At 42.7% G+C, this 25,795-nt stretch carries 18 protein-coding genes; 7 read left to right on the top strand and 11 right to left on the bottom strand.

Going from position 1 to position 25,795, the window contains the following annotated elements; translation table 11 throughout:
- Positions 1-196 precede the first annotated feature (196 nt).
- Positions 197-3,013 carry a TonB-dependent receptor gene (locus tag J8Z25_RS16765; RefSeq protein WP_130050179.1) on the bottom strand — a complete coding sequence of 939 codons (2,817 nt, stop codon included), beginning with the start codon at positions 3,011-3,013 and terminating at the stop codon, positions 197-199.
- 598 nt (positions 3,014-3,611) lie between these two features.
- On the opposite strand from J8Z25_RS16765, the gene J8Z25_RS16770 reads away from it, so the two are divergent.
- The 5 genes from J8Z25_RS16770 (at position 3,612) to J8Z25_RS16790 (ending at position 10,329) form a co-directional block, all read left to right on the top strand.
- Positions 3,612-4,574, top strand: coding sequence for a glycoside hydrolase family 43 protein (locus J8Z25_RS16770; RefSeq protein WP_054562986.1), 963 nt, complete (start codon positions 3,612-3,614; stop codon positions 4,572-4,574).
- A 354-nt stretch (positions 4,575-4,928) separates the two neighbouring features.
- A complete protein-coding gene (locus J8Z25_RS16775; RefSeq protein WP_250661455.1) occupies positions 4,929-8,354 on the top strand; it encodes a LamG-like jellyroll fold domain-containing protein in 3,426 nt (1,141 codons plus the stop codon).
- A gap of 52 nt (positions 8,355-8,406) precedes the next feature.
- Positions 8,407-8,904 (top strand): hypothetical protein, encoded by a 498-nt coding sequence (locus J8Z25_RS16780; protein ID WP_250661456.1) that lies wholly within the window; start codon positions 8,407-8,409, stop codon positions 8,902-8,904.
- 421 nt (positions 8,905-9,325) lie between these two features.
- Complete coding sequence (locus J8Z25_RS16785; RefSeq protein WP_130050177.1) at positions 9,326-9,760, top strand: DUF4019 domain-containing protein; 435 nt, start codon at positions 9,326-9,328, stop codon at positions 9,758-9,760.
- A 173-nt stretch (positions 9,761-9,933) separates the two neighbouring features.
- Entirely contained in the window at positions 9,934-10,329 is a 396-nt protein-coding gene (locus J8Z25_RS16790) for a DUF4019 domain-containing protein (protein WP_250661457.1), read from the top strand.
- Between the two features lie 55 nt (positions 10,330-10,384).
- Here J8Z25_RS16790 and J8Z25_RS16795 read toward each other — a convergent pair whose 3' ends face one another.
- From J8Z25_RS16795 to J8Z25_RS16825, 7 genes are all read right to left on the bottom strand, one after another.
- Positions 10,385-10,531: a hypothetical protein gene (locus tag J8Z25_RS16795; RefSeq protein WP_250661458.1), complete on the bottom strand. Its 147-nt coding sequence runs from the start codon at positions 10,529-10,531 to the stop codon at positions 10,385-10,387.
- Between the two features lie 57 nt (positions 10,532-10,588).
- Complete coding sequence (locus J8Z25_RS16800) at positions 10,589-12,535, bottom strand: family 43 glycosylhydrolase (protein WP_250661459.1); 1,947 nt, start codon at positions 12,533-12,535, stop codon at positions 10,589-10,591.
- A 12-nt stretch (positions 12,536-12,547) separates the two neighbouring features.
- Positions 12,548-13,615, bottom strand: a complete 1,068-nt coding sequence (locus J8Z25_RS16805) for an aldose epimerase family protein (protein WP_250661460.1) — start codon at positions 13,613-13,615, stop codon at positions 12,548-12,550.
- A 215-nt stretch (positions 13,616-13,830) separates the two neighbouring features.
- Positions 13,831-14,415: an HAD family hydrolase gene (locus J8Z25_RS16810; RefSeq protein ID WP_130050173.1), complete on the bottom strand. Its 585-nt coding sequence runs from the start codon at positions 14,413-14,415 to the stop codon at positions 13,831-13,833.
- A 136-nt stretch (positions 14,416-14,551) separates the two neighbouring features.
- The gene (araA, locus tag J8Z25_RS16815) at positions 14,552-16,051 is read right to left on the bottom strand and encodes an L-arabinose isomerase (RefSeq protein ID WP_130050172.1); all 1,500 of its coding nucleotides are present in this window, start codon (positions 16,049-16,051) and stop codon (positions 14,552-14,554) included.
- A gap of 23 nt (positions 16,052-16,074) precedes the next feature.
- Positions 16,075-16,770, bottom strand: coding sequence for an L-ribulose-5-phosphate 4-epimerase (locus J8Z25_RS16820; RefSeq protein ID WP_063528078.1), 696 nt, complete (start codon positions 16,768-16,770; stop codon positions 16,075-16,077).
- Positions 16,767-18,419 carry a ribulokinase gene (locus tag J8Z25_RS16825; RefSeq protein ID WP_250661461.1) on the bottom strand — a complete coding sequence of 551 codons (1,653 nt, stop codon included), beginning with the start codon at positions 18,417-18,419 and terminating at the stop codon, positions 16,767-16,769. Before J8Z25_RS16825 ends, J8Z25_RS16820 begins: the two co-directional genes overlap by 4 nt.
- 231 nt (positions 18,420-18,650) lie before the next feature.
- Between J8Z25_RS16825 and tal the strand changes: the two genes are divergently transcribed.
- Complete coding sequence (gene tal, locus J8Z25_RS16830; RefSeq protein ID WP_250661462.1) at positions 18,651-19,604, top strand: transaldolase; 954 nt, start codon at positions 18,651-18,653, stop codon at positions 19,602-19,604.
- Between the two features lie 121 nt (positions 19,605-19,725).
- Here tal and tkt read toward each other — a convergent pair whose 3' ends face one another.
- The 3 genes from tkt to J8Z25_RS16845 form a co-directional block, all read right to left on the bottom strand.
- Positions 19,726-21,726, bottom strand: a complete 2,001-nt coding sequence (gene tkt, locus J8Z25_RS16835) for a transketolase (RefSeq protein ID WP_178926412.1) — start codon at positions 21,724-21,726, stop codon at positions 19,726-19,728.
- 118 nt (positions 21,727-21,844) lie between these two features.
- Entirely contained in the window at positions 21,845-22,990 is a 1,146-nt protein-coding gene (locus J8Z25_RS16840; protein WP_250661463.1) for an acetyltransferase domain-containing protein, read from the bottom strand.
- Positions 22,980-25,064, bottom strand: a complete 2,085-nt coding sequence (locus J8Z25_RS16845; RefSeq protein WP_250661464.1) for a TonB-dependent siderophore receptor — start codon at positions 25,062-25,064, stop codon at positions 22,980-22,982. Before J8Z25_RS16845 ends, J8Z25_RS16840 begins: the two co-directional genes overlap by 11 nt.
- Positions 25,065-25,245: 181 nt before the next feature.
- On the opposite strand from J8Z25_RS16845, the gene J8Z25_RS16850 reads away from it, so the two are divergent.
- Complete coding sequence (locus tag J8Z25_RS16850) at positions 25,246-25,710, top strand: energy transducer TonB family protein (protein ID WP_130050166.1); 465 nt, start codon at positions 25,246-25,248, stop codon at positions 25,708-25,710.
- Positions 25,711-25,795 lie beyond the last annotated feature (85 nt).

The raw sequence follows: 25,795 nt of genomic DNA on the forward strand, positions 1-25,795 counted from the left end.
CGCATCAAATAAATTTACAGCCTTAGATATTACACAGCTTGGCCATAGCGTTCGTTATTTTTGTAAATTTAATGCCAATCTAATTAATAGTATTATCATACTTATTAAATCGCAACTCTTTTCGACCGATAGTTTGGTTTATAAAAACCAATAAAAAACCCCAGCAAAGCCGGGGTTTTGGGTCTATTTTAGAAATTTAGAAAGAATAACGTGCGCCAAGTGCAAACGTTCGTGAGTAGATACCATTACCAAAGTTAAATAGGTTGTCGTTACCTTCACCATAGTAGTTTTGATATACGTCATCTAGGATGTTCGTTGCATCAAAAGTAACCACTAAATCATCATTCACATTGTAGCTAAATTGGAAGTCTAAGCTTTGCTCAGGACGACTCCAAAACTGAATTGGATTAGCAAAGATTGCCGCTTCGTTACCTGTGTAGAACTCAGAACGCCACACATAAGATAAACGCATGTCGAATGAATCACGCTCGTAGATACCTACGATGCTGTACGATTCATCAGAAACACCGGCCATTTGCGAATCAACATAACCAGAGATTTCACCTAGCTCATTGAATTCTGGTGTATCCTGTTCTGAATCAAGCATCGTGTAGCTTGCTTGCACACCAAAACCGTTTAAGTAATCTGGTAAATTTTCAGGGAAGTAAACTAAACCAATTTCTAAACCAGACAACTCACCGTTTGAAGCATTCACTGGTGCGCTTAATACATATGGACGTGTTACGCCGTCATCACCTTCGCGCACAACTTGCTTACGACCCGCAACAACTAAGCCTTCAATTTCACGTTTAAAATAAGCAGCATAAAGTGAGCTTGTATCTGCGAAGTACCACTCAAGTGATACGTCGTAGTTCTTTGATTCTGTAGGTTTAAGCTCTGGGTTACCACCATTACCTGTACCGTATGTTGCACCTTCTGTTAGAGGATCGTACCAGTATTGCAGCGCGTTTAAGTCAGCAAAGTTAGGCATACGTAATGTTTCTGTGTACGCAACACGACCCACTACATCATCTGTGATGTTCCAGTTAAGCACAAAGCTTGGTAGTAATGCGCTGCTATCAGCACTTGCTGAGCTTTCTTCAAAAACGTTTGAGTTCATTCCGCCAGATTCAGCAACAAAGTCCATATCTTGCTCGTAGCTTACATAACGTAAGCCAAATTCACCGCTAATATCTTCCGTTAAGAAGAAGTTAGTTGTTGCATAAAGCGCGTATGAATTTTCTTCGATATCAAATGTTTTGTATACGTCCTCAGCTTCAATGCCATAAACACTACGAACAGCATCGCCGTTATCTAGCATGTATCCACCATCAGCAGTTATAAAGCTGTTGAATACGTCAGCGCGGCCATCGAAATAATCATCAACCTGGAATACAACGCCTGTACCATCGCCGGATGCACCCGCAGCTGCTAGCTGTTCAATAAAACTTGCTAAAGAAGTGTTAGCAATGCCAGCATCTTGACCACGTGTGTATTCTTGCGCTGTACGTTTTTCGTAACGACCACCAAACTTCACTTTATCGAAGATAGCGCCGCCAATAAGATATTCTGCATCAAATGTGAAGGTTAGTGCATCACCGGCATTACCGCCGCCATTGTCATAAATAGTGCCGGCATTCCAGTTTTCGATAGCAGCCATATCTGCTTCGTTTACCGCTGTATTTGGGTTATCCCAAAACGCGATACCTGGTACACCGTCTTTATCGTTAAAGTCAACGTCTAAGCCATAAGCTCTACGGTCAAAGCGCATTGCAAAAAAATCTGTTTCGTACTCACTGTCTTGGTAAACAACTTCAGTGTTGATGGTGAGATAATCGCTTGCTTGCCACTCGGCTCCTAGAGCATATAAGTAGCTATCTGTTTTACCGTATGAAAAATCGCCACTTTGGAAGCCACCTGCTCCAATTGCTTGCTTTTCTTTAATTACGTTAGTGCCATCAAACACGGTTGGCGTTTCAATAAAGCCGTTGCCGTTTTCAAAAGTATTTGAGAACCACATCGCATTTTGCGATTCGTTTTCGTAACCTGTATAGAAACCTTCTGCTGTAATTTCGAGGGTTTCATCTGGTGCCCACTGTAAAGATACAGACGCGGCAGGACGTTTACGAAGACCTGTGTATGAAGCACCAAAAATTGCATCACGCGCTAGTAAATATTCAGTTGGCTCACCATTTACATCTAAAGTAGAACCTGATGCAGTAGGTAGGCCTAACTCAGTACCTTGAGTCCAAAATTCATTCGGTATACGTGAATACGGCGAATAATTAGCCTGCGGTTTATCAGTAAAGAATGGAAATGCAGCGCCCGCAGTCATAGAATCATCGCGGTAATGTGTTTCAGCGTATGAAATATTAACTAACGCACCAAACTCACCAGCACCGTCGATTTCCCAACGGTTAGAGAGTAATGCACTGATATTTGGATCAACTTCATCGGGTTGATCAGAGTAAATCGCACGTGCCGCTAAAACAACTTTTTCACCTTCGAAGTTGAAAGGACGGTGAGTTTTAATATCAATCGCACCTGCGATACCACGTTCGATTTGATCCGCCGAACGGGTTTTATAAACTGTTACGCCTGAAAGTAAACTTGCAGGAATGTCTTGCAGTGCCACATCACGACCCGCACCTGTAAAGATAGCACGACCATTAACTGTGGTATTAACATCAGTAAGACCACGGATTGAAACCGCGCTTACTTCACCAGCACCACGGCCCGTTGTTTGTACACCTGTTACACGTTGTAGTGCTTCAACTACGTTGTTATCAGGGAATTTGCCAATATCTTCAGCAACAATTGCATCCACGATTTGAACGCTTGCACGTTTTTCATCTAGCGCTTTGTTTAAACTGCCGCGAATACCTGATACTTGAATGACTTCCATCTCATCGACGTTATTATCAGGAGTTTTTGGTGTTTCCTCCTGCGCAAAAGCAAATTGACAGGTAAATGCCATAACTACAGCACTGGCTATGTGTGTTCTTTTAAACATAAGCGGTGTTCTCCAAATTATAGTTATATCGGTCCGCTGAACTTTCCCCATTCAGTTACCGAAGAGTGACCACTGCATTGTGCATCGTGTGTTGTCAAAACGGTGCGCGAGTGTGTCTATATTTTTTATGTTAATACATTGCTGCCTGAACTTTAATCATATTGTATGATTATTTAACAGTCAACTCAAAAAGCCAAATTAAAATAACTGTCATTATGTTTACAAAAAACGTTGCAATTATAACATGTTACAAACTCAAAGCGTGCTGCGTTTTTGTTTTGGGAATTTATTAAGACCCATTATTATCAGCCACTTAGCGTTTACTGGTTTGCTTATTTAATTTGTCTTTCACTCATCTAGAGCAACAAAAAAGGGCTAACAAGTTATTTACTCGGCGTATTTTGGTGCTACCATGATTAAAATACAATAATACAATATAGAGCTATTTTTTGCTGCACTTTTGCTGATTTGTTTTGATGTAAACAATCAGTTACTCAGTATAATCAGGCGTACACTGTGTATTATCTGGTCACTTAGAGCGAGCCTTAAGTACAAAAGCAGCAGTTCGAACAACAATTATTAATCACAGAGGACACTCATGAAGAAATTGAAAGCGTTAGCGCTGCCATTGCTTTTTTCGAGCAGCTTAGCCGTTGCACAAAACCCATTATTCACCGATGTATTTACTGCAGATCCTGCAGCACTTGTTCATAACGACACCGTATACCTTTATACAGGTCATGATGAAGCACCTAATAATGACGTATTTTTTGAAATGCATGACTGGTTAGCCTTTTCATCAACAGATATGGTTAACTGGAAAAAACACGGTCCAATCATGAAAGCAACAGACTTTAAATGGGCAAAAGGTGAAGCATGGGCTTCACATATGATTGAGCGTGATGGCACTTTCTACTTCTTTACAACTGTTCGCCACAACGATACAAAACCAGGTTTTGCAATTGGTGTTGCTACTTCTAAATCACCAACGGGTCCATTTAAAGATGCAATTGGCCATGCACTGGTTACCGATGACATGACCAAGCATACGCCAAATGATTGGGACGACATCGACCCTGCTATATATACAGAAGAAAACGGCGATACTTACATGTTCTTTGGTAACTTAATGCCAAAATACGTAAAGCTAAGCGACGATTTACTCTCTCTTGATGGTGAAATTAAAACGCTAGACTTACCTAACTTTACCGAAGCGTTATGGGTTCATAAGAAAAACGACAACTACTATGTATCGTACGCATGTGAGTTCCCTGAGAAGATCTGTTATGCCATGAGTAAAAGCATTCATGGCCCGTGGGAATATAAAGGTATCTTGAATGAGATCGCAGGTAACAGCGAAACCAACCACCAATCAATCATCGAATACAAAGGTAAAGACTACTTTATTTACCATACTGGTGCCGTACCACCAATTGATGGCAAACCAAGTGGCGGGCGTTTTCGCCGTTCAGTGGCGATTGAGCCGCTTTATTACAACGAAGATGGCACACTTAAACGTATTATCATGACCACTGAAGGTCTAAGTAAACAAGACAAGTAATCTCAAGAGGGGCTCTTAAAGAGCCCTTTTTAGTGCTCAAATGTAATACAAATAAACAAATTTACCGGAAAATCCTCACTTGCAGATAAGCAAAAAACTTCCCTAATAGAGCAAAAACAGCGAAAAAAACGCCAAAACTGGCAACTTGAAAAAATTAAAATCACGCTGTACATATTGTAAACACTGACACCTCGTGTTTACATATCAATTACCTTTGCAAAAGTATTTGCACATTTTAAATCGTACTATAAAATTACAATACTACGTTCTTATTAGTTTGATATAGGCACGCGGCAATTTTATTGACAACAATCGAATAAAAAAATGAATCCCAGTTTCAAGAGGACACATAAAATGAAATTAAATAAATTAGCCATGGTCATAGCCTGCTCTTTGGCTGTTACAGGTTGTGGCAAAGAAGATGGTACTAAGCTTGACACAGCACCAGCGGTTGCCGACCCGCAAAGTGCAAAACCGACAGTAAGCAGCAGTGTTGAATACACTGAATCAGGTAGCGTAATGGTTACCAATGTAAGCGTGCACGATCCTTCTGTCGTTAAAGTTGACGACACTTATTATATTTTTGGTTCACACCTTGCTGCCGCTAAATCAACTGATCTCTTGAACTGGGAAATGATTTCGAGTCTTTCAGCTAACGAAGCTGTTAATGAAAGTCCGCTATTTGATTACAACTACACAGCTGAAATTGCCGAAGGCATCGAATGGACAGACGGTTTCACTGGAAACTGGGCTGCTGATGTTATTCAGGCACCAAATGGCAAGTTTTGGTTCTACTATAACCACTGTGCACAAGACAACCCAGATACACCGGATGTTGTTGATGAAGTGTGCTGGAATCGCTCTTACCTTGGTTTAGCTGAAGCGGACAATATTGAAGGCCCGTATAAAAACAAAGGCATTTTCTTACGCAGCGGTTATCGCTCAGAAGCAGAATTTACAGCATACCCACTTGATAACGGCCAAACAACATGGAACGGTGCCGTTGATCCTAATGCCATTGATCCTGCTGCCTTCTACGATGCTGACGGCAAACTTTGGATGGTTTACGGCTCTTACTCTGGCGGTATTTTCGTGCTAGCAATGGACGAAGAAACGGGTATGCCAGAAGCAGGCCAAGGGTATGGTAAAAAGCTTGTAGGCGGTGACTTCCGCGCAATGGAAGGGGCATTTGTAATGTACAGCCCAGAAAGTGAATACTACTACCTATTCTTCTCAGTTGCAGGGTTTGATCTTAACGGTGGTTACAACATCCGTGTTGCTCGCTCTAAAACACCTGATGGCCCTTACTTAGATAACGCAGGTAATGACATTGCAGCTATAGGCGGCCTAGAGGTCGGCGAAAAACTAATGGGCGGCTTTGAGTACACGCAAGAACTTGGCGAAACAGCACCAGCGTGGGGCTACCAATCACCAGGCCATAACTCTGCTTACTATGATGAAGCGACAGGTCGTCATATCTTAGTAACGCATACACGTTTCCCACAAACGTCTACTGAGTTCCCTGAAAATACTGCAGCGCACCAAGTTCGTGTACATGAAATGTTTATTAACTCATTAGGTTGGCCAATGGCTTCACCGCAACGTTATGTGCCGCTTGAAGGCGACAACATGGTTGTTGCTGATGAACTTTATGGTTACTACAAATTTATCAACCATGGTAACGATGTAAACACAGATGCTATTCGTTCAATGCATATTGCTTTAAACGAAGATCACTCAGTAACCGGTGATGACCCAGGTATCTGGTACATGATTGATGACTCAAATATTAAACTTGAGTTAGATTCTGGTACTTACTTTGGCGTAGCTAAATGGCAATGGGATGATGCAACTAAAGCGATGGCGGTCACTGTATCGGCCACATCAAGCGAAGGTGCTACCATTTGGGCAAGTAAACGTGATGAAATCACAGATACTGCTAACGTACTGGGTACTGTTCAAGAAGCGCTTGATATTAAAACGGAATTATCAATTGCAGACGAAGGCTATTCATTACCAACAAAAGGTAAAGATGGTGCTGCAATTAACTGGGAAAGTAGTGATGAATACTACATCACCAGTGAAGGCTCTGTATTTATTCCAACACCAGACCGCGGCGATAAAGCGGTTACTTTAACGGCTAATATCTCTTTAAATGGCGAGAGCACAACCAAGACTTTTAATGTAAACCTTGAGGCGCGCCCTGAGTTTAAAAATGCGATTGCACACTATGCGTTTGAAGATTCGTTAAGTGATGGCTTAGGTAACCTTGATGATGCTGGTGTAACAGATAACAACCTGTTAAATGTGGGTGCTGGTACAGCTGCATACGCAGAAGGTCAAACAGGTAAAGCCTTTAACTTTGATGGTGCAACCGGCGTACGCTTACCTGATGAAATCATTAACTCTGACAGTTTTACCGTTTCTTTTTGGTCAAAACCAGACACACTCACTCCTTACACACCACTATTCTTTGCAGCAGAAAATGCCAATCGTTGGATTAGCTACATACCTGGTGGAGCTGCTCATTTTACCGAAAACCCATTAATTTGGAGTTTTTATCTTGGTGATAATGGTGAAGAGCTATGGAATCAAATAGTTCATACACAAAAAGCAACTCAAAGCGAATGGACTCATGTGGCCATTAGCTATGATGAAGGGATTATGAACTATTACTCGGATGGGGTCTTAGTTGGCTCTATGCCTCGCCCAGATATGTTCAGCCATGAATCTAGTAACTTTGCTCTGGGTGTGAACTACGGCTGGGATTTACCTTTCCAAGGTCAAATTGATGAATTCATTGTATATGACTATGCCCTTAATAGTTTTAATATTAATGCTGCAGCAATGACAAACCAAACCAACCCAGATAACTTCCCTGCATTCATTAAGAGTGCACTTGATTTAGGTGACTTATCTGCAGTACGTGAAAGCTTTGAGTTACCACGTGTAGGTCCATTCGTGTCTGGTATTAGCTGGACGTCAAACAACGAAGAGTACTTAAAACCTGTTAATGGCACTGCTGTTGTGACACAACCTAGCGCGTCTGCTGGCGACCAAGTTGTGACATTAACTGCAACCATTAAGTACAAAGACTTTACTGATACTAAGTCATTCGATGTAACCTTAAAATCACTTGCGCCTGCTGAATACAGCTTTGAAGGTGACCTAAGTGCATTAAACGGCGCATACGCGGCAGGTAAATCAACCGGTGGTTTCATCAATAATACAGGCGGTAGCGTGAGCTATGTTGACGGTATTATTGGCCAAGCAGTATTCCTTGAAGGTTCAGGTGTTCGTCTACCGGATAACCTAATCACTACCAATGACTACTCTGTATCTATGTGGCTTAAACCTGAAAGCTTCACAGATTACACATCCGTATTTTTTGCCGGAGCAAGTGCTAACGCTTGGTTAAGTTATGTGCCATCTATGGCTGGTACAGGCCTAACTCGTTTATGGGCAAATAACGGGGCCTTCTTCGATAATGCAGAACTAGATAGCCGTATTCCTGCAAAAGAGTGGACTCACGTTGCATTCACTGTTGATGGTACCAACGGTGACGTGTTGAAGATGTATGTTAACGGTGAACTACAGCTAGAAACCGGTGGCTTCCCGCGCGTATTCACGGTTCCTGGTGAAACAAATGAGTTTGCACTCGGTGTTAACTACTGGGATACACCTTATAACGGTGCTATCGATGAACTGAAAATTTTCAACGGTGCGATTAGTGCTGAAGAAATAAAAGCACTCTACGATGCAGCTGCTGCACAAGAGTAACAAAGTGAGGTGAGCTGCCTCACCTCAACTATTTGTTGTCTGGAAAGGCCGGGTGAAAACCCGGCTTTTTTCTAAAGCTTTAGTACCCCTTGCCGATACGTACATATCATTCACTTTCATCGCTATCATTATGGCTATTAACTCATTAGCAAGTGCGTTAACTATCTCAAACGCAGATACAGCAAGCAGTAATAACAGTTCAAAAGTAGACTACAAACTCAGCAGCCAAGAGATGAATACACTCTCTGGTCGTGAAGTAGAGCCCACTAAAAAAGATGAAATAACCAGAGAACTCCCCGCGCATATTCGCAAAATGGTTGAGCAACTAGAAAAGCTCAAAGAGCAACTCGAACTTGCCAAAGAGCAATTAGCCAAACTGCAAGCGCTCAAAAACCAAGAAGATGAAGCTGTAAAAGTGCAAGTTGAAACGCAGACCAAGATGGTTATGGAAATTCAAACGCAAATAATGTCTCTTAGCCAATCAATTAGCGACGCGCTAAAAGAAGCAGGTATTAGCGACCCAGGAGTGCTAATGAGTGTGCTGGTTTGATGGAAGCTGTAAGTTTTGAGCTATAAGCTTTACGTCTCAAGCTTTACTCTTGTCGCTTTCCCCTCGCTTATTTCTCCCATAAAACCCAAAAAAGGGTCAAAAACCCAGTAACTATGCGGGCTCTGAAATATCGAGCACGCAAATACGAAACTTCCTTAGCAGTAAAAATAAGCGTTATTTATGGTCATTGTCGTTACATTTAGCAGCTGTTAAAACGACTTTTTTTGCTCAACAAATCAACAGTATAAACTTAATAATTTAATCTACATCGCCACTTTGAGGACTCAGTTGCAAAGATCGTTCAAATAAAAAACAACACTTAAATCTCACCAAAACACCTTTACTAACACTTTTTTAGTATAGAAATTGACCAACTCATTCGTATTATGAATTCACCCTATGAACGAAGTGAGGGCGTCTTATGCGTCAAATTTTATTACTTTCTGTAAATGGATTTACGCTACAAAAACTATTTTTACTGACATCATTATTGGTTTGTTTATTTGCCAATGCTGAAGAGGAAAACCCTATTGCAACTGCCAGAGCATGGTTAAACTTGGTTGATTCGGGTGAGTACCACGAGAGCTGGCAGCAAGCTGATCAGGTCTTTCAAAGCACCACGCCCAAAGCTCGCTGGCAAACGGCCTTAAATCAAATACGCGTTCCTTTAGGCCGAGTTATGTCTCGCACCTATTTTGGCACAGCAAAATATGACTCATTACCCGGTCTGCCAAATGGTGAGTATTTAGTGGTCAAGTTTCAAACCGAGTTCATGAATAAAGAAGCTGTGATTGAAACGCTAAGTCTTAGTAAAGCTGCTGACGGCTGGCATCCGCTGGGTTACTTGATCAATTAGTTTAAAACAGTACAAAGCACCTTGAGCTATGTGCTGTAAGATTTATCGGCAGTCAAAATGCTTATCTGCGGGAAAATAAACCGCACAATTGATGAATAGTATTTATTGTTCGTCGCCGTAACATAAAAACACTTCAAGACGAATTCAATAAACAACAAGTAAATGGAATTGCTATGAGAAAAACGCTCTTATTGATCACTTTTTTAAGCTGCTTTTGTGCAAACGCTAAAGAACTCGAGGTTATAAATCGCGCTAAAAGCTGGCTCGTATTAATTGATAATGGTCAGTATCAGCAAAGCTGGCAGCAAACAGACTCATTGTTTAAACAAGCAATGCCGCAAAGTAACTGGAGTAACGTGTTAAAACAAGTTCGTGTCCCACTTGGCAAAGTGATTTTACGTAAGAATTTAAGCCTGATGAAGTACGATTCTTTACCCGGAACACCTGATGGCGAATACGTGATCATTCAATTTCAAAGCCAGTTCATGAATAAAGAGCAAGCGGTTGAAACAATTAGCCTAAGTAAAAATAGTGGCCAGTGGCAACCTTTGGGTTATTTTATTAATTAAAAGATTTGCAGAGGCTTAGATGGGGTATGTTGGGTTTCGCTTCGCTCAAACCAACCTACCCGAGAATGAGCAAGGCAAGTAGTGTGGTAGGCGTCACGCTTGCTTGGCGCGTCATGAAATCAACACCCATCAAGCAGACAAACATATCACCAACATACAACATCGCTCGGCTAAAAACTGACAGCTGAAGGCTGACAGCCACAAAAAAAGCCACTCATAAATGAAGTGGCTTTGGTTGAGTCGATTTTTTACTTATAACTTAATTTGGTTCACGCAGATGGAACACTTGGCACTTGTTACCTAAATCAGGTTGTTGTGCGAAGTTAGTGTTTTCAGCTAAACCACAGTTACTTAAACCAAGCGCTTGTTTTGTGTAGCGGTTGATTAGCATCACGCCACCACCTTCTACCGGAGCAATACGCCACTGTGCTGTTTTCGCCGTACAAGAAGCCATTTCTACGTTGGCACCAGGTACTAAGGCGTTATCAGCTACCGCAGCACAGAACTCGCTGTCAGCGCTTTGTTTAAGGCTCACATAACCTGTATCTGTTGGTGTGAAGAACCATTGTTGTGCATCTTTATGCGTATAGGCTTGTTGCTCAACATTGGTACCCACTTTATCCGTACCGGCCACACTAAGTGCTTTACCGCTTTGTTGGCTTAATACTACAACACTACCCATAGGGCGTAATTGCCAGTCGCCACACGCTGTTGCGTCGCTTTGCTGTAAAACTGCTTGGTTTTGTGCAGCAGAACAGCCCGCAACCGCTAATGGCTTGCCTGTGTAACGGTTAGTAATAGATACATTACCATCTGTGCTTGGTGCTACTTTCCATTGCTGGCAGAAGTTATTGCGCCATGCTGCAGATTGCACTTTAGCGTTATCGGCATCATTACAGCTTTCAAGCTCTAAAAACTTGCTATCTTCACGGTTAGCTAAACGAACAAAACCATCTGTTGTTGCATCAATAACCCATTGACCATTGGTGCTCGCACACTGACGTTGCACAGCACGTGCATCTTGTGGATCAGCTGCAATATCTAAACATAAGCCGCTTGTTGCATTCACTAATTGGTAGCGCTGACCTTGCACTCGTGTTACCAGTGGACCGTATTCACCTGATGGCGGTGCTACTTCAACGCCTGGTGTTAATGGTTTACCAAAGCTTGGCGTGCCATCGTCATTCCAAGTAAATTTTTGTGCGCGTAATGAGCGAGTCGCACTACAACCGTGCTCTACCGAATCATTACCGTGATAAACTAACCAATCTTCTGTGCCGTCTGGCGATGTGAAAAAGCCGTTGTGGCCAGGGCCAAACACTTCTTCTGTACGCTCAAATACTGGCTTGTCGTATTTTTTCCAGCTGCTCGCTTTAAGCGGATCGTCACCAACAAGCTCAAGCATACCTAGTTTGTAATCTGGCGTATTACAGAAGCTTGCTGAGTACGTCATAAACGTACGGCCATTGTGCTGTAAAATTTCAGCGCCTTCAGTTACTTTACGACCACTGATTTCCCAATCTAGCTCAGGACGCGTGATCACCGTATGCGGTGAGTTCTCTTTCAGTGTCCATGGGTTTTCCATTTCAGCAATAATGTTTAATTGCTGATCGCCTTGCCATTGTGAGTAGATCACATATAGCTTGTCTTTATACGTTAGGTAGTTACCGTCGATGTTCCATACGTTAGGCATTAATGCGCCCTTGTATTCATATGGGCCCATAGGATCATCACCAGCACTTTCTAATACATTTAAGTGTTGGTTATCTAGAGTGCCATCAGTACCAGCTGTGTACATCATGTACCAACGGTAACCGTTTGGCCCTTTTAGACGATGGAATTCAAACGCCCAGAAGTTACAACAACGCTCAGGGTTTGAGTCAGACCAAACATTGACTGGGGTTGCATCAGCAAGGCCAGCTAGTGTTGGTGATTTACGCATCACTAACTCAGATGTCCATGTTGTTGTGGTCAGGTAATAGTTACCATCCCAGTACTCAAGCCATGGATCGGCGCCATTTGGAAAAAGAGGATTGGTAAAAATACCATTATCTTGGATTGGTGCTTTTGCTGCGGCTGCGACATCTGCTTTGGCTGTGTTGTCTTCAGCCGTAGTCTGACAGCCCGTCAGAGCACCAAACGACAAGGCAAATAGGCTAGCTAAACCAGCCTTTTGCATTGCGTTTTTAAGCTTTGTTGTTTTCACGATTGTGTTCCTTTATTTTGTACCAAATTCGTACACGATGCGTGTTGAATACACTTCACCCGGTAATAATGTTGTGCTTGGGAACGTTGGCTGATTTGGTGCATCAGGGAAATGCTGTGGCTCTAAACAAAAACCACTTCTAAAATTATGCACTAAGCCAGACGCTTGCACAGTACTACCGTCTAAGAAGTTACCTGAATAAAACTGTACTGCAGGCTCTTCTGTGTAAACTGTTAACGTACGGCCAGAGTTTGCTTCGTAAACCGTAGCAGCTTCAATAAGCTCATTGCTTGGCGTGTCTTTAAGCACAAAGTTATGGTCATAACCTTTACCAAGTTTCAGTTGTTCGTTGCTTGCTTTGATATCTTGACCGATTGCTTTAGCTGTACGGAAGTCAAACGGTGTGCCAGCCACATCCATCACCTCACCAGTTGGGATCAAGCCGCCATCCACAGGCGTAATTGCTTTTGAGTTAATTTGCATTTGGTGATCAAGAATGTCGCCTTTACCCGCTAGGTTGAAGTAGCTGTGCTGTGTCATATTGATGATAGTAGGCTTGCTTGTTGTAGCAATAAACTGCATATCTAGCGTGTTGTTGTTCGTTAGCGTGTAAGTCACTTCTGTCGTCACTTCACCCGGGTAGCCTTGGTCACCATCAGGGCTCACTAAGCTTAAGGTAACACCTGCGCTGTTTTGCGTCGTGAACGGTGTCATGTTCCACACTTTTTTATCGAAACCTTGCACACCACCGTGTAAATGGTTGTCACCATCGTTGGTTGCTAATTGGTATTCAGTGCCATTTAACGTGAATTTACCGTTTGCAATACGGTTACCAAAACGACCGATGATTGCACCGTAGTAAGTTGTCGCTTTTGTGTACGCTTCTAGGTTATCTAAACCGAGAACAATATTACCCATTTCACCTTTTGCATCAGGTGTTTCAATACGCGTGATAATGCCGCCGTAGTTGATTACATCAACACTAATACCATTGCTGTTAGTCAGCGTTACTTGATTAACTGGCGTTTGATCAGCGAGTACGCCATAGGCCGTCATTGATGCTGAAGGGGAAGTAGTCATATTGTCTCCTTGATGAGCACAAGCTGGTGTAAGGGCAATCCCACATGTCACCAACAATGCATAAAGCCCGCGCGACTTTTTCGTGTTCGAACTGGCTGTTTGATGAGTTGTTTTTAAACCTTGGAAAACACATTGCAATGACATATGAATAACCTTTTTGTAATTGTATTTATAGTTTTATAATACAAATAAGGGTGCCATTGCAAATTTAATCGCTAAAGTTGGATTTTTCCGTCTTTCACCATGATGCAATCCATTCCCGCACTTTTGGCAGCTTGATAGCCAATTTGCGTGTCTTCAAACACCACACACAGGCTTGGCTCAACACCTAATTGCTCTGCCACTTTTAAGAATGTTTCAGGGTTTGGCTTGCCTTTACTTACATCACTGGCAGTCACTAACGCTCCAATTTTATTTATTAAATTGGTATCAGTTAAATGATCAATTGCATGTTCGCGGTCAGCACCTGTGCCCACACCCATCGGTAATACACCATGGTACTTTTCAAGTACTGCGACGGTTTCGTCAATCACTAGCGGTTGGTGCTGTAAATCAACCCAAAATTGGTGTTTATCTTTTGCCACAACTAGAGGGTCATGATCTAAGCCAAATTTTTCATTAAGCATTTCAATTGTTTTAACGGTCGGAATGCCACCTAAGCTGTACATGTAGTCGTAATCGAATGGATAGCCATAGGCTTCGCAAGCTTTCTGCCATGCCTGTAAGTGACTGCCCATTGAGTCAATTAAGGTGCCATCCATATCAAAAATTATGCCTTGGTAGGCGCTTAAATCGATCATATCTACTCCTAAAAAGTTTCGCTTCACAATAGCATAAGCCAGCGAAGAGCGTGGCTCATCACTGGCTTAATCGACAACAAAATTTGGGGTGAACGTGCTCACACACAGCACGTTCTAGTACATAAAGTACTAATTCTTACAGACCACGTTTTAGCATGTAGTAAGCTGCGTTATGACGAAGCTCTGTTTTGAAACCACGGATCGTCGTATCGTTATCGATGATCATCGTTTCAACGCCAGCCATTTCAGCAAAATCGACAATCATATCGGTTGTTACTGCTTGGCTGTATGCAGTGTGGTGTGCACCACCGGCGTGGATCCATGCAGCTGATGCTACAGATAGATTTGGTTTTGGTTCCCAAAGCGCTGAAGCAACCGGTAAGTGAGGTAAATCAGCTGGCGGAGCCACTGTATCTACTTCGTTAATTAGAATACGGAAACGGTTACCCATATCAATTGGTGATACGTTAATTGCTGCACCCGGTTTTGCAGTAAACAATAAACGACCTACATCACATTTCACACCGATCGTGTGCTGGTGAACTTCAAGGCGTGGTTTTTGCGCTGCAATTGAAGGACACACTTCTAACATGTGCGCGCCAAGTACTTGGTCAGTCTCACCCATGTTGTAAGTGTAATCTTCCATGAATGAACAACCGCCGTCACGGCCTTCACCCATTACTTTCATGATGCGAACCATAGCAGCTGTTTTCCAGTCACCCTCACCACCGTAACCATAGCCTTTCGACATTAGGCGCTGTGTAGCAAGACCCGGAAGACCAGAAAGACCTGATAAGTCTTCAAAACAGTTTGTGAATGCTTTAAAGCCGCCTTTCTCTAAGAAGCGCTCCATACCAAGCTCTAAACGCGCTTCGTTGCGTAGCATTTTCACTGCGTAATCGTCTTGTAGCGTTTCGTCAGCAATTACGTAGTCTTGCTTATAAAGCTCTAACTGTGCATCAACTTCTTCTTCAGTGATAGTATCAACCACTTTCACAAGCTCAGCGACACCAAACGCGTGTACTTCATAACCAAAAGTAATTTGCGCTGAAACTTTGTTACCTTCAGTCACCGCAACTTGACGCATGTTGTCGCCAAAACGCGCAACTTTTAGTGTTTGGCTTTCTGCCCAACCTTTCGCCGCACGACACCAGTCATCTAACTGCTGTTGTACATCAGCACGTTGCCAGTGACCCGCAACAACTTTACGCTCTTTACGCATGACAGTACCGATGAAACCGAACTCACGGTCACCGTGTGCACTTTGGTGCGTATTCATGTAATTCATGTTGATATCAGACCAAGGAAGGGCTGCATTGAACTGAGTATGAAGGTGTAACCAAGGCTTACGTAATTCGCTTAGGCCAGCAATCCACATTTTCGCAGGTGAGAAAGTGTGCATCCACAATACTAAACCAACACAGTTAGGATCCGTATTTGCCGCCTGGCAAACAGCATGAATTTCTTCAGGTGACTTAACGGTAGGCTTACATACCAAGTTTACCGGTAGATTCGCTTCGCTGTTTAAGCCCGCTACAATTGCTTCGCTGTCTTTGGCAACCGTTTCTAACACCTTAGGACCATAAAGATGTTGTGAGCCGGTAACAAACCAGACTTCTTTCGTCATCGTCGTCATGTTAATAATCCTCTAAATTCTTGCTATTTGCTCTGACCGTAATACGCGTTTTTACCGTGCTTACGTAGATAATGTTTATCCATCACTGCTTTTTTAAGTTCAGCTGCGTGTGGATCTAAAGTGCGTGTTAAATACGCCATGCGTGCAATCTCTTCGAGTAGCGCGGCATGGTATACAGACTGAGCGGCATCTTTACCCCACGTAAAAGGCGCATGACCCGCAACAATCACCATAGGTGCAGCTTTCGGATCGCGGTCTTGATACGCATCAGTAATTTGAATACCGGTTTCTAATTCATAATCGCCATTCACTTGCTCATCGGTTAGCTCACGAGTACAGGTGATGTCACCGTGTACATAGTCAGCGTGAGTTGTGCCAAGGCAAGGAATGCTTTGTTTTGCTTGCGCCCATGCAGTTGCATAGGTCGAATGGGTGTGTGTTACACCGCCAATTGAATCAAAGTGGCGATATAAATGAACATGTGTTTTGGTGTCAGAAGATGGACGCATAGACCCTTCAACAATGTTGTTTTCAAGGTCGACGATCACCATGTCGTCGGCTTTCATTTGGTCGTACGAAACACCACTTGGTTTAATCGCAATCACGCCTTTGTCGCGGTCGATTTGCGATACGTTACCAAAGGTATAAATTACTAAGCCACGACGTTGCAGCTCCATGTTCGCTTCATAGACTTCACGTTTTAGTTCAGTAAAACTCATGCCTTGTCTCCGTTTACATAGCTTGCAAGTGCTTGGTAGCTAGCATAAAGCTCGTCATACACAGCAACGCGCTCAGGGTTTGGTAAGTACTGATGACATACTGACGACGCCATCACTTTTTGAGCATCTGCCACTGTTGCGTGCTCACCCGCAGCAACCGCAGCCATAATTGCCGCACCTAATGCACAACTTTGCTCACTTTCTAAAACGTCAATTGGGCAGTTCCAAACATCAGCACAGGTTTGCATTACGTAGTCTGATTTTTTAGAAATACCGCCGATAACAACTACTGACTCGATTGGCACGCCCTCGCTACGAAAGCGCTCAGTGATAGCACGTGCGCCAAAGGCTGTTGCTTCAACAAGCGCTTTGAAGAACTTAGGTGCATCAGTGCCCATTTTTAAGCCTGTTAATGCCATGGCAACGCTTTGGTCAGCATCTGGCGTACGACGACCATTTACCCAATCAAGCGCAGTTACGTCGCTGCTTGATACAGGCAGTGCTGCCGCCGCTTTTGATAAATCAACTAAGATTGAGTCTTCTAGCTTGTTAACTAACGCTTGCTCAGCGTCAGATAGATTTGTAAGTTGGCGAGTTGGCCAAAGTACTAAGTTCTTGAACCATGCGTATAAATCACCAAATGCAGATTGACCAGCTTCTAAGCCAATTAACCCTGGGATCACCGAGCCATCAACTTGACCACAAATACCCTTAACGCAAGTATCACCTAGCTGCTCTTGAGACGTTACTGTGATGTCACACGTTGAGGTACCCATTACTTTGGTTAGCACACCAGGGCGAACATTGGCTGCTACTGCCCCCATGTGACAATCAAATGCACCGTAACCAACAACGATACCTTGTGGTAAACCAAGCTTCTCGGCCCACTCAGCAGTTAAGTTGCCAGCAACTTGGTCGCTTGGCTCTGTCGTTGTATTTAAAGTATCAACAACACCATCTAATAGTGGATCGATATTGCTGAAGAAACTGTTTGGTGGGAAACCGCCCCACTGCTCGTTCCACATTTGTTTGTGGCCGGTAGCGCAACGCCCTAGCTTTAATGCTTCAGGGTGTGTTGTGCCGCACATTAGCGCGGTCATCCAATCGCAGTGTTCAACCCATGAATAAGTGGCTGCTTTAACACTGCTATCAATGCGGAAAATATGTAATGCTTTGGCCCAGTACCACTCAGAAGAGTAGATACCGCCCATGTGTGAAAGGTAGTTCACATCGTTGTTAGTTGCAGCTTCAGTGATTTCATTTGCTTCTTTAATAGACGTATGGTCTTTCCACAAAATGAACATTGCATTTGGGTTTTCTGCAAATTCTTCAGTTAATGCCAGTGGTGTACCTTGGCTATTAATTGCTACAGGTGTTGAGCCAGTCGTATCAAAGCTCATACCCACTACTTTGTCTGCAGTACCTGCTGGAACTTGTGACCAAAGACCATTTACTACTTCTACAAGGCTATCGATATAGTCTTGTGGATGCTGACGAAACTGATCTTTACTTGGGTCACAATATAAACCTTGTGCCCAGCGCGGGTAGTTTACTAAATGGCTGGCAAGTTCTTCACCAGTCGCAACATCAACGAGTAATGCTCTTACCGAGTCCGACCCGTAGTCTAATCCCAACGTATAACGAGACATAATTACCTTTCACTAATTGCTTACTAACATTGTTAGTCATTATCTTTATTTGTATGATAATATCAACAATACCAGATTGTAAAGGTATTATAAAAATATTATTAACAGGATTATTTGCTGCTGGCGGGCGATTTATTGCGCAGTTTCTCTGGTAGATTAGATTGTTTTTTCAGCACAAATAATAGGTTAAAGCCACTACATTAACTTTTGTATGATAAGAATGGGATAACTATGTCTAGTCAATTAGAACAACTTAAAGCAGTGACAACCGTTGTTGCTGACACGGGTGATTTTGAAGCAATCAACGAATATAAACCGCAAGATGCTACAACAAACCCATCACTAATCTTAAACGCGATTCAAATTGAGAAATATCGCCCACTTGCTGCAGAAGCCGTATCATGGGCAAAAGCACAAAGCAGTGACGCAGCTGAAGTTGTAACAAAAGCAGCTGACAAACTAGCGGTATTAATTGGCTCTAAATTAATGGAGCAAGTGCCAGGTTTAGTTTCAACAGAAGTTGATGCGCGTTTATCATTTGATACTCAGGCAACCATTGATAAAGCACTTGAGCTTGTTGCTCTATATAAAGAGCAAGGCATCGACACATCGCGCGTGTTAATTAAAATTGCTTCAACATGGGAAGGTATTCAAGCGGCTAAAGTACTTGAAGCAAAAGGTATTCGTTGTAACCTAACGCTGGTATTTGCATTTGCTCAAGCACGTGCTTGTGCCGAGGTGGGCGCTTACCTAATTTCACCATTCGTTGGCCGTATTCTTGATTGGTACAAAGCACAAGATGCAAGCGCTGATTTCGACGGTGCTAACGATCCGGGCGTTAAGTCAGTAACGCATATCTACAACTACTTCAAAAAGCACGGCTACGACACGATTGTTATGGGCGCGAGCTTCCGTAACATCGGTGAAATCCAACAATTAGCAGGTTGTGACCGTTTAACTATCAGCCCTAAGCTACTTGCTGAACTAGCTGCAACTGACGCACCATTAACTCAAAAACTATTACCAGCAACAGAAAAAACAGAAGCGCCAGCAGCAATGACTGAGCAGGCTTTCCGCTGGGAAATGAATGAAGATGCCATGGCAACTGAAAAACTAAGCCAAGGTATTCGTCAGTTCGCAATTGACCAAGAGAAACTAGAGTCAATCTTAAGCGAATTAGTTTAAACAGACGATTTGAATAGAAAAAAGCCCGCAAACCTAGGTTTGCGGGCTTTTTTATTACCTGCACATCATTACAAATGCAGGCTTATCGTGTTGCGATTACGATAATTTTTCGCAAGCCCCATTATTCAGCAAGTAATGCGTTTGCTTTTGCAACTAGGTTTGCCACTGTGAAACCAAAGTGCTCAAGCAATACTGCGCCAGGCGCTGACTCACCAAATGTATCCATGCCTAGTACATCACCATCTTGGCCAACATACTTAAACCAGAAGTCACGGTGCGCAGCTTCAACAGCAATCTTTGGTGTACCAGTTGGTAGCACGCTTTGACGGTATGCTTTGTCTTGGCTGTCAAACTGATTCGTTGATGGCATAGATACCACGCGAACTTGCTTGCCTTGTGCTGTTAATTCAGCAGCGGCATTCACAGCTAGTTCAACCTCAGAACCCGTTGCAATAAGAATAAGCTCTGCAGCTTGTTCGCTATCAACAAGTACATAACCCCCTTTTGCAATGTCAGCAACTTGCTGTGCATCACGAGCCATTGCTTTTGTACCCTGACGGCTGAAGATCAGTGAACTTGGACCGGTTTCTTTTAATAACGCTTGGCGCCAAGCTACCGCTGTTTCAGTTTCATCACATGGACGCCATGCAGTCATATTTGGTGTCATGCGAAGGTTAGCAATTTGCTCGATTGGTTGGTGAGTTGGACCATCTTCACCTTGACCGATTGAGTCATGGGTATACACAAAAATGCTCTGTGCTTTCATTAATGCTGCCATGCGTACTGCATTTCGTGCGTATTCCATAAACATTAAGAAGGTTGCGCCAAATGGGATAAAGCCACCATGTAATGCAATACCATTCATGATTGCGCTCATACCAAACTCACGTACGCCATAGAATACGTAGTTACCATCAGCTGCATCTTGTAAGCCTTTTGCTTCTGGCCATAAGGTCAAGTTAGAACCTGCAAGGTCAGCAGAGCCACCCATTAGTTCAGGAAGCTGGTTAGCAAAGAAAGTGATCGCATTTTGTGATGCTTTACGTGTCGCAATGTTTTGCATGTCAGCTTGGCATTTAGCAATGTACTCATCAGCTAATTCAGCAAAGTTAGCTGGTAATGCTTTTTCCAAGACACGACGAGTATATTCTTTTGCAAGTTCAGGATGTGCTTTGCTATAAGCTGCAAACTTTTGCTGCCATGCACCTTCAAGCTCTTGTCCTTTCGCTTGATTATTCCACTCGTTATAAACCTCTTGTGGAACTTCAAATGCTGGGTGTGGCCAGTTTAGCTGTTCACGTACTGCGGCAATTTCGTCGTGACCAAGTGGTGCGCCGTGACAGTCGTGGCTACCTGATTTATTTGGCGAGCCAAAACCTATCACTGTTTTACAACAGATTAGTGTTGGTTGCGTGGTGTTGCTTTGTGCCGCTTCGATTGCACCCGCAATCGCATGCATATCGTGGCCATCAACATCACGAATAACTTGCCAACCGTAAGATTCAAAACGTGCAGGTGTATCGTCAGTGAACCAACCTTCTACTTCACCATCGATAGAGATGCCATTGTCATCCCAGAATGCGATTAGCTTGCCAAGACCTAATGTACCTGCCAGCGAACATGCTTCGTGCGAGATACCTTCCATTAAACAACCATCACCCATAAAGCAGTAAGTGAAGTGATCAACAATATCAAACTGTGGCTTATTAAATTGCGCTGCTAAGGTTTTTTCAGCGATGGCCATACCAACCGCGTTAGCAATACCTGAACCTAATGGACCTGTCGTTGTTTCAACACCCGGAGTGTAACCATATTCTGGGTGACCCGGTGTTTTAGAATGAAGCTGACGGAATTGCTTAATATCTTCGATGCTTACGTCGTAACCGCTTAGGTGTAACAATGCATATTGAAGCATTGAACCATGGCCATTTGATAACACAAAGCGGTCACGGTTAGACCAGTCTGGATTTAGTGGATTATGACGGTGAAAGTTTTGCCACAATACAGCTGCAATATCAGCCATACCCATAGGCGCACCTGGGTGGCCAGAGTTAGCTTGTTGAACGGCATCGACAGCAAGTATGCGAATAGCATTTGCAGATTGAGAACTAGGCAGAGTCATCTAATTAGCTTCCTGTTAATATTATAATATAATTAATATCGCAAAAACTCACCCAAATAGCAACTTAATAAAGCGCCAGCCCCCGTACTAGGAGAGCTAGCTGTCTATTTATTGTTAGTTATAAATACTTTAACCAAGGCTTATTAGCCTTACGTTTATATTCACTAAACTTCTTGGTTGGCCAATAAAGCCCTATTGCCAACAGTAAAGTAATAAACCAAATACCGGATATATCACTTACTCCCAAATACTGTCCTTGATTTGCACCCCATATCAACATACCAATTTGATACATAATTAAAAGCACATAGAGGTGTAAAATATAAAAGAACATAGGCACAGATCCATATACACGTAGTGCATTGGTAAAGCGATTAAGCGGCCTTTCAAAGAACCATAAACCAACAAACATGCCTGCTAAAGTGATAAGCAAGAAGCTTAGTGATGGAGGGTACTTAGTCACGTTAAACACCGACATCATAGTTTCTGTTGTGGTGCTAAATATTTGCCAAGGCAGGGTTTCACCATAAATATTAAAACCACGCAGCACAGCAAATAATCCCACACATAACACCGCTAATAGCAGCAATGCTCGTTTACGCGAATCCGCCGTTTGAGTGTGCGCATATAAAGGACCTGCACAGTAACCCAATAAAATAACGCCAATCCAAGGCAGCACTGGGTAGCTAATTTTTACGTCGATTAAACCACCTTGAGATAGATAGCCTCGGTCATGCAAAATCGTCCATAGCGAATATCCAAACTCATCAGGAGTAAAGCTAATTGGGGTCAGTAAGTTATGACCAAATACAATAACTAAGCCAAGTACCAGCAATAGATTACGTGGCAGCTTAATCAATAATGCTAACACCAGCATACAAAGGCCAATCGCCCACATCACTTGTAGCCAAATGGTGTGGTAGTAACCCATCCACGAAAAACAAATGAGGGTTACTTCTAGCGCGATTAAAAATAGCCCTCGCTTTATTAAAAAACTTCGTGCAGAGCGCGCTACACCACTTGCTGGGTGACTATAAAGCCACGCCGATAAACCGGTTAAAAAGATAAAGGTCGGCGCACAAAAGTGTGCAGCAAAGCGACTCCAAAAAAGCCCCGGCGATGTCGTATCAATCACCATAGGGTCAGCCACCTGCATGTGCAAGAAAAAGCGCTCTCGCACATGATCAAGTAACATCAGCAAAATAACGACACCACGTATGATGTCGATACTGTGAATACGGCTTTTAACGTGCTCAGAAGTCATAACTCACGCCAAGTTTAAATTGCGTAGGAGCGCCCGGGTAGGCCCACAATGCATTGTATGAGCTTGCGATGTACTCTTCATCAAACACATTATCAACATTTAATGATACCGTTGTACGTTCAGTCGCTCGCCATTTAGCAAATAAACCAACGGTTTGATAGCTCGGCAGACGAAAAGTCAAATCAGCAGGGTCGCCTAAACGGTCAGACACATATTGGTAATGACCACCAATCTTTATTTCTTGTGCAAATACACTTAAGTCATGGTTTAAACCAATTGAAAGGTTATTTTTTGGTACGTTAACAAGTGGGCTGCCTTTCGGAATTGGTACTAACCAGTCAACATTTAAACTGTCTGTTGCTGTCTCGGCATCTACATAGGCATAAGACAGGTTGTACTCGGTATTGTCACCCAATGAACCCGTTAAATCTAACTCAAAACCTGTACTATTTGCTTTACCTACTGGCGTTGAATAACCCACATTGACTGGGTCTGCCACCAGCATATTGCTCTTGCTTGCATCAAAGTAAGCAAGCGTGCCGCTGATATTGGCATAGCTAAATTTAACACCGACTTCAAACGAGTCGCTTTCTTCAAAACCGAATGGCTTACCTTCTGCGTCGGTGCCGCTAAGTGGTAAAAAGCCTTCTGAGTAGCTTGAGTAAAAGTTAATATCGTCATTAAGAGCGTAAACCACACCCAAACGTGGGCTAATGCGATTTTCTTTACTGTTAGAAGCAACACCTGACTTAGTTTCAAAGATGTCTTGCTCAATTTCATCAAAACGCAGACCTAGCATCACTTTTAGGTTATCGGTTAAATCAAGCTGGTCTTGCAAATAGATACCATAAGCATTTTGCTCTTCTTTATTCTCGTATTGCATGCCCATTTCAGGGCCTTTGCCAGTGCTGTAATCTGGCTCATAGATATCAATAGTGTAGGTACCATTACCACCACGATAGCGATATAACCCCGTGCGTAATTCATAATCATACGCATCAGCACCAACGAGTACATGGTTCGTAATACCTGCAAAATCAAAATGACCACTTAATTCAAAGCGTACAGAGGTATCTTCAGACTCATAATCACGGTAACGATGTTGACGAGTTAACGTTCTACCATCATCAAACAAAGATTGGCGAGATGGCGATAGTTCAGCATCAGATGATTCTCCTGTCAGGGTTGCTGAACGATAGTTAGCCCCTGCTAGTAATGACCACTGACTATTAAAATCATAATTATAATTAATCTGATGGCCTCTAGAGTGAACTTTAGTTGGCGCATCATTTGGGTTACCTAAAAAGCGTGACTCAGGAACGGTATCAAAATCATCATTAAGTACCACAATACCGCGATCATACATTTGCTGTTGGTCAACATATTCAAATTCATAAGTAAGCGATGACTTGTCGTTAACCTGGTAATAAAGAGAAGGCGTAATGACGAATTTGTCGTGATGTACATAGTCTCTAAAACTGTCGCTATCTTGCCATGCACCGTTGATTCTAAATGCTAAATCATCGGTCAGATCATTGGTGTAATCACCTTGAATACGCTTGTGGTCATCACTGCCAAATTCGGCTTGAAGTTGGCCTTGCTGATAAAACTGCGGTTTTTTAGTGATGATGTTAATTGTACCACCCGGCTCTGAGCGACCATAGAGTGCTGAGCCAGGCCCTTTTAACACTTCAATATATTCAATGTTTGATACATCACGCGGACCTGCAAAACCGCGACCACCACTAAAGCCGTTAACTAAATAGCCAGATGGCATATTTTCGTTACCCGACAAGCCACGAATAGAGTAGCTGTCCCATAACGCACCGCCATTATTTTTACGACTAATACTGGCAGAAAAATCGAGTGCATCGCGAAACTTAGTGATACCGTTATCAGTCATCATGTCTTTACTTAATGTGGTGATCGATTGCGGTAAATCTTTTGTTGGAATATCACCACGAAACGCTTGTTTATGCTCGATAGTGATCGTTTCCATATCGCTGTTATCAGCTGCATGTGTATTTGCTGCAAATGCCGCAGCTAAGGCTAAACTAAGAGTTGAGTACTTCATAAGGTCTAATTGTAGAGATTAAGGGAAAACGTTTTGTTATAAAATAACATAAATAACCAAGCTGATATAGTATAACAAATCATTTAGTACCGAATTTTTACTATCTTTTTATTGTTTACATAATACAAGTTCATCATTAGTATTAATAAATGACCAAAAAAAAAACAAGTTAAGGAAAACTATGTATAAATCACTTTTAGCATTAACGCTTACATGCGCATCAATCAGCTCATTCGCAAATCCTGACTTATCACGTAAATTTCCATTTGTTGATATTCAAGCCCAGGTACTCGATACCACTACGGATAAGCCTAGCTGGCAACGACTCCCACCAATGTCTCATGTACAATACCCGACAGGGCTGTTGAATCGACAAGGCAGTGGCTGCGCAATTGTCAACTTTCAGGTAACACCACAAGGCGATGTGAAAAATCTAAATATAGAAAATTCAGCACCTAAGCGCTTTAGTAAAGATGTTAGAAAGGCAGCAAGACAAATAGTGAGAGACTGGCATTGGCCAGAGCGTAAGGGCGAACAAGTGATTGAGTTAACCATGCGTTTTGACTACTGCTTAACACACGACTTCGACAAAAAGAGTGAAGCCGTTGCCATGTGCGTCGAACATTCAGAACAAGCCTGCGAGTAAACAATAAATTTGCCATGCAGATACTTGAGCCAATGCCAGCTATTGCCTACAATGGCGCACAATTTATTCAATGCAGATCGCAACT

The sequence above is a fragment of the Pseudoalteromonas sp. SCSIO 43101 genome (genome assembly GCF_023650775.1).
In the GTDB taxonomy this organism is placed as follows: domain Bacteria; phylum Pseudomonadota; class Gammaproteobacteria; order Enterobacterales; family Alteromonadaceae; genus Pseudoalteromonas; species Pseudoalteromonas apostichopi.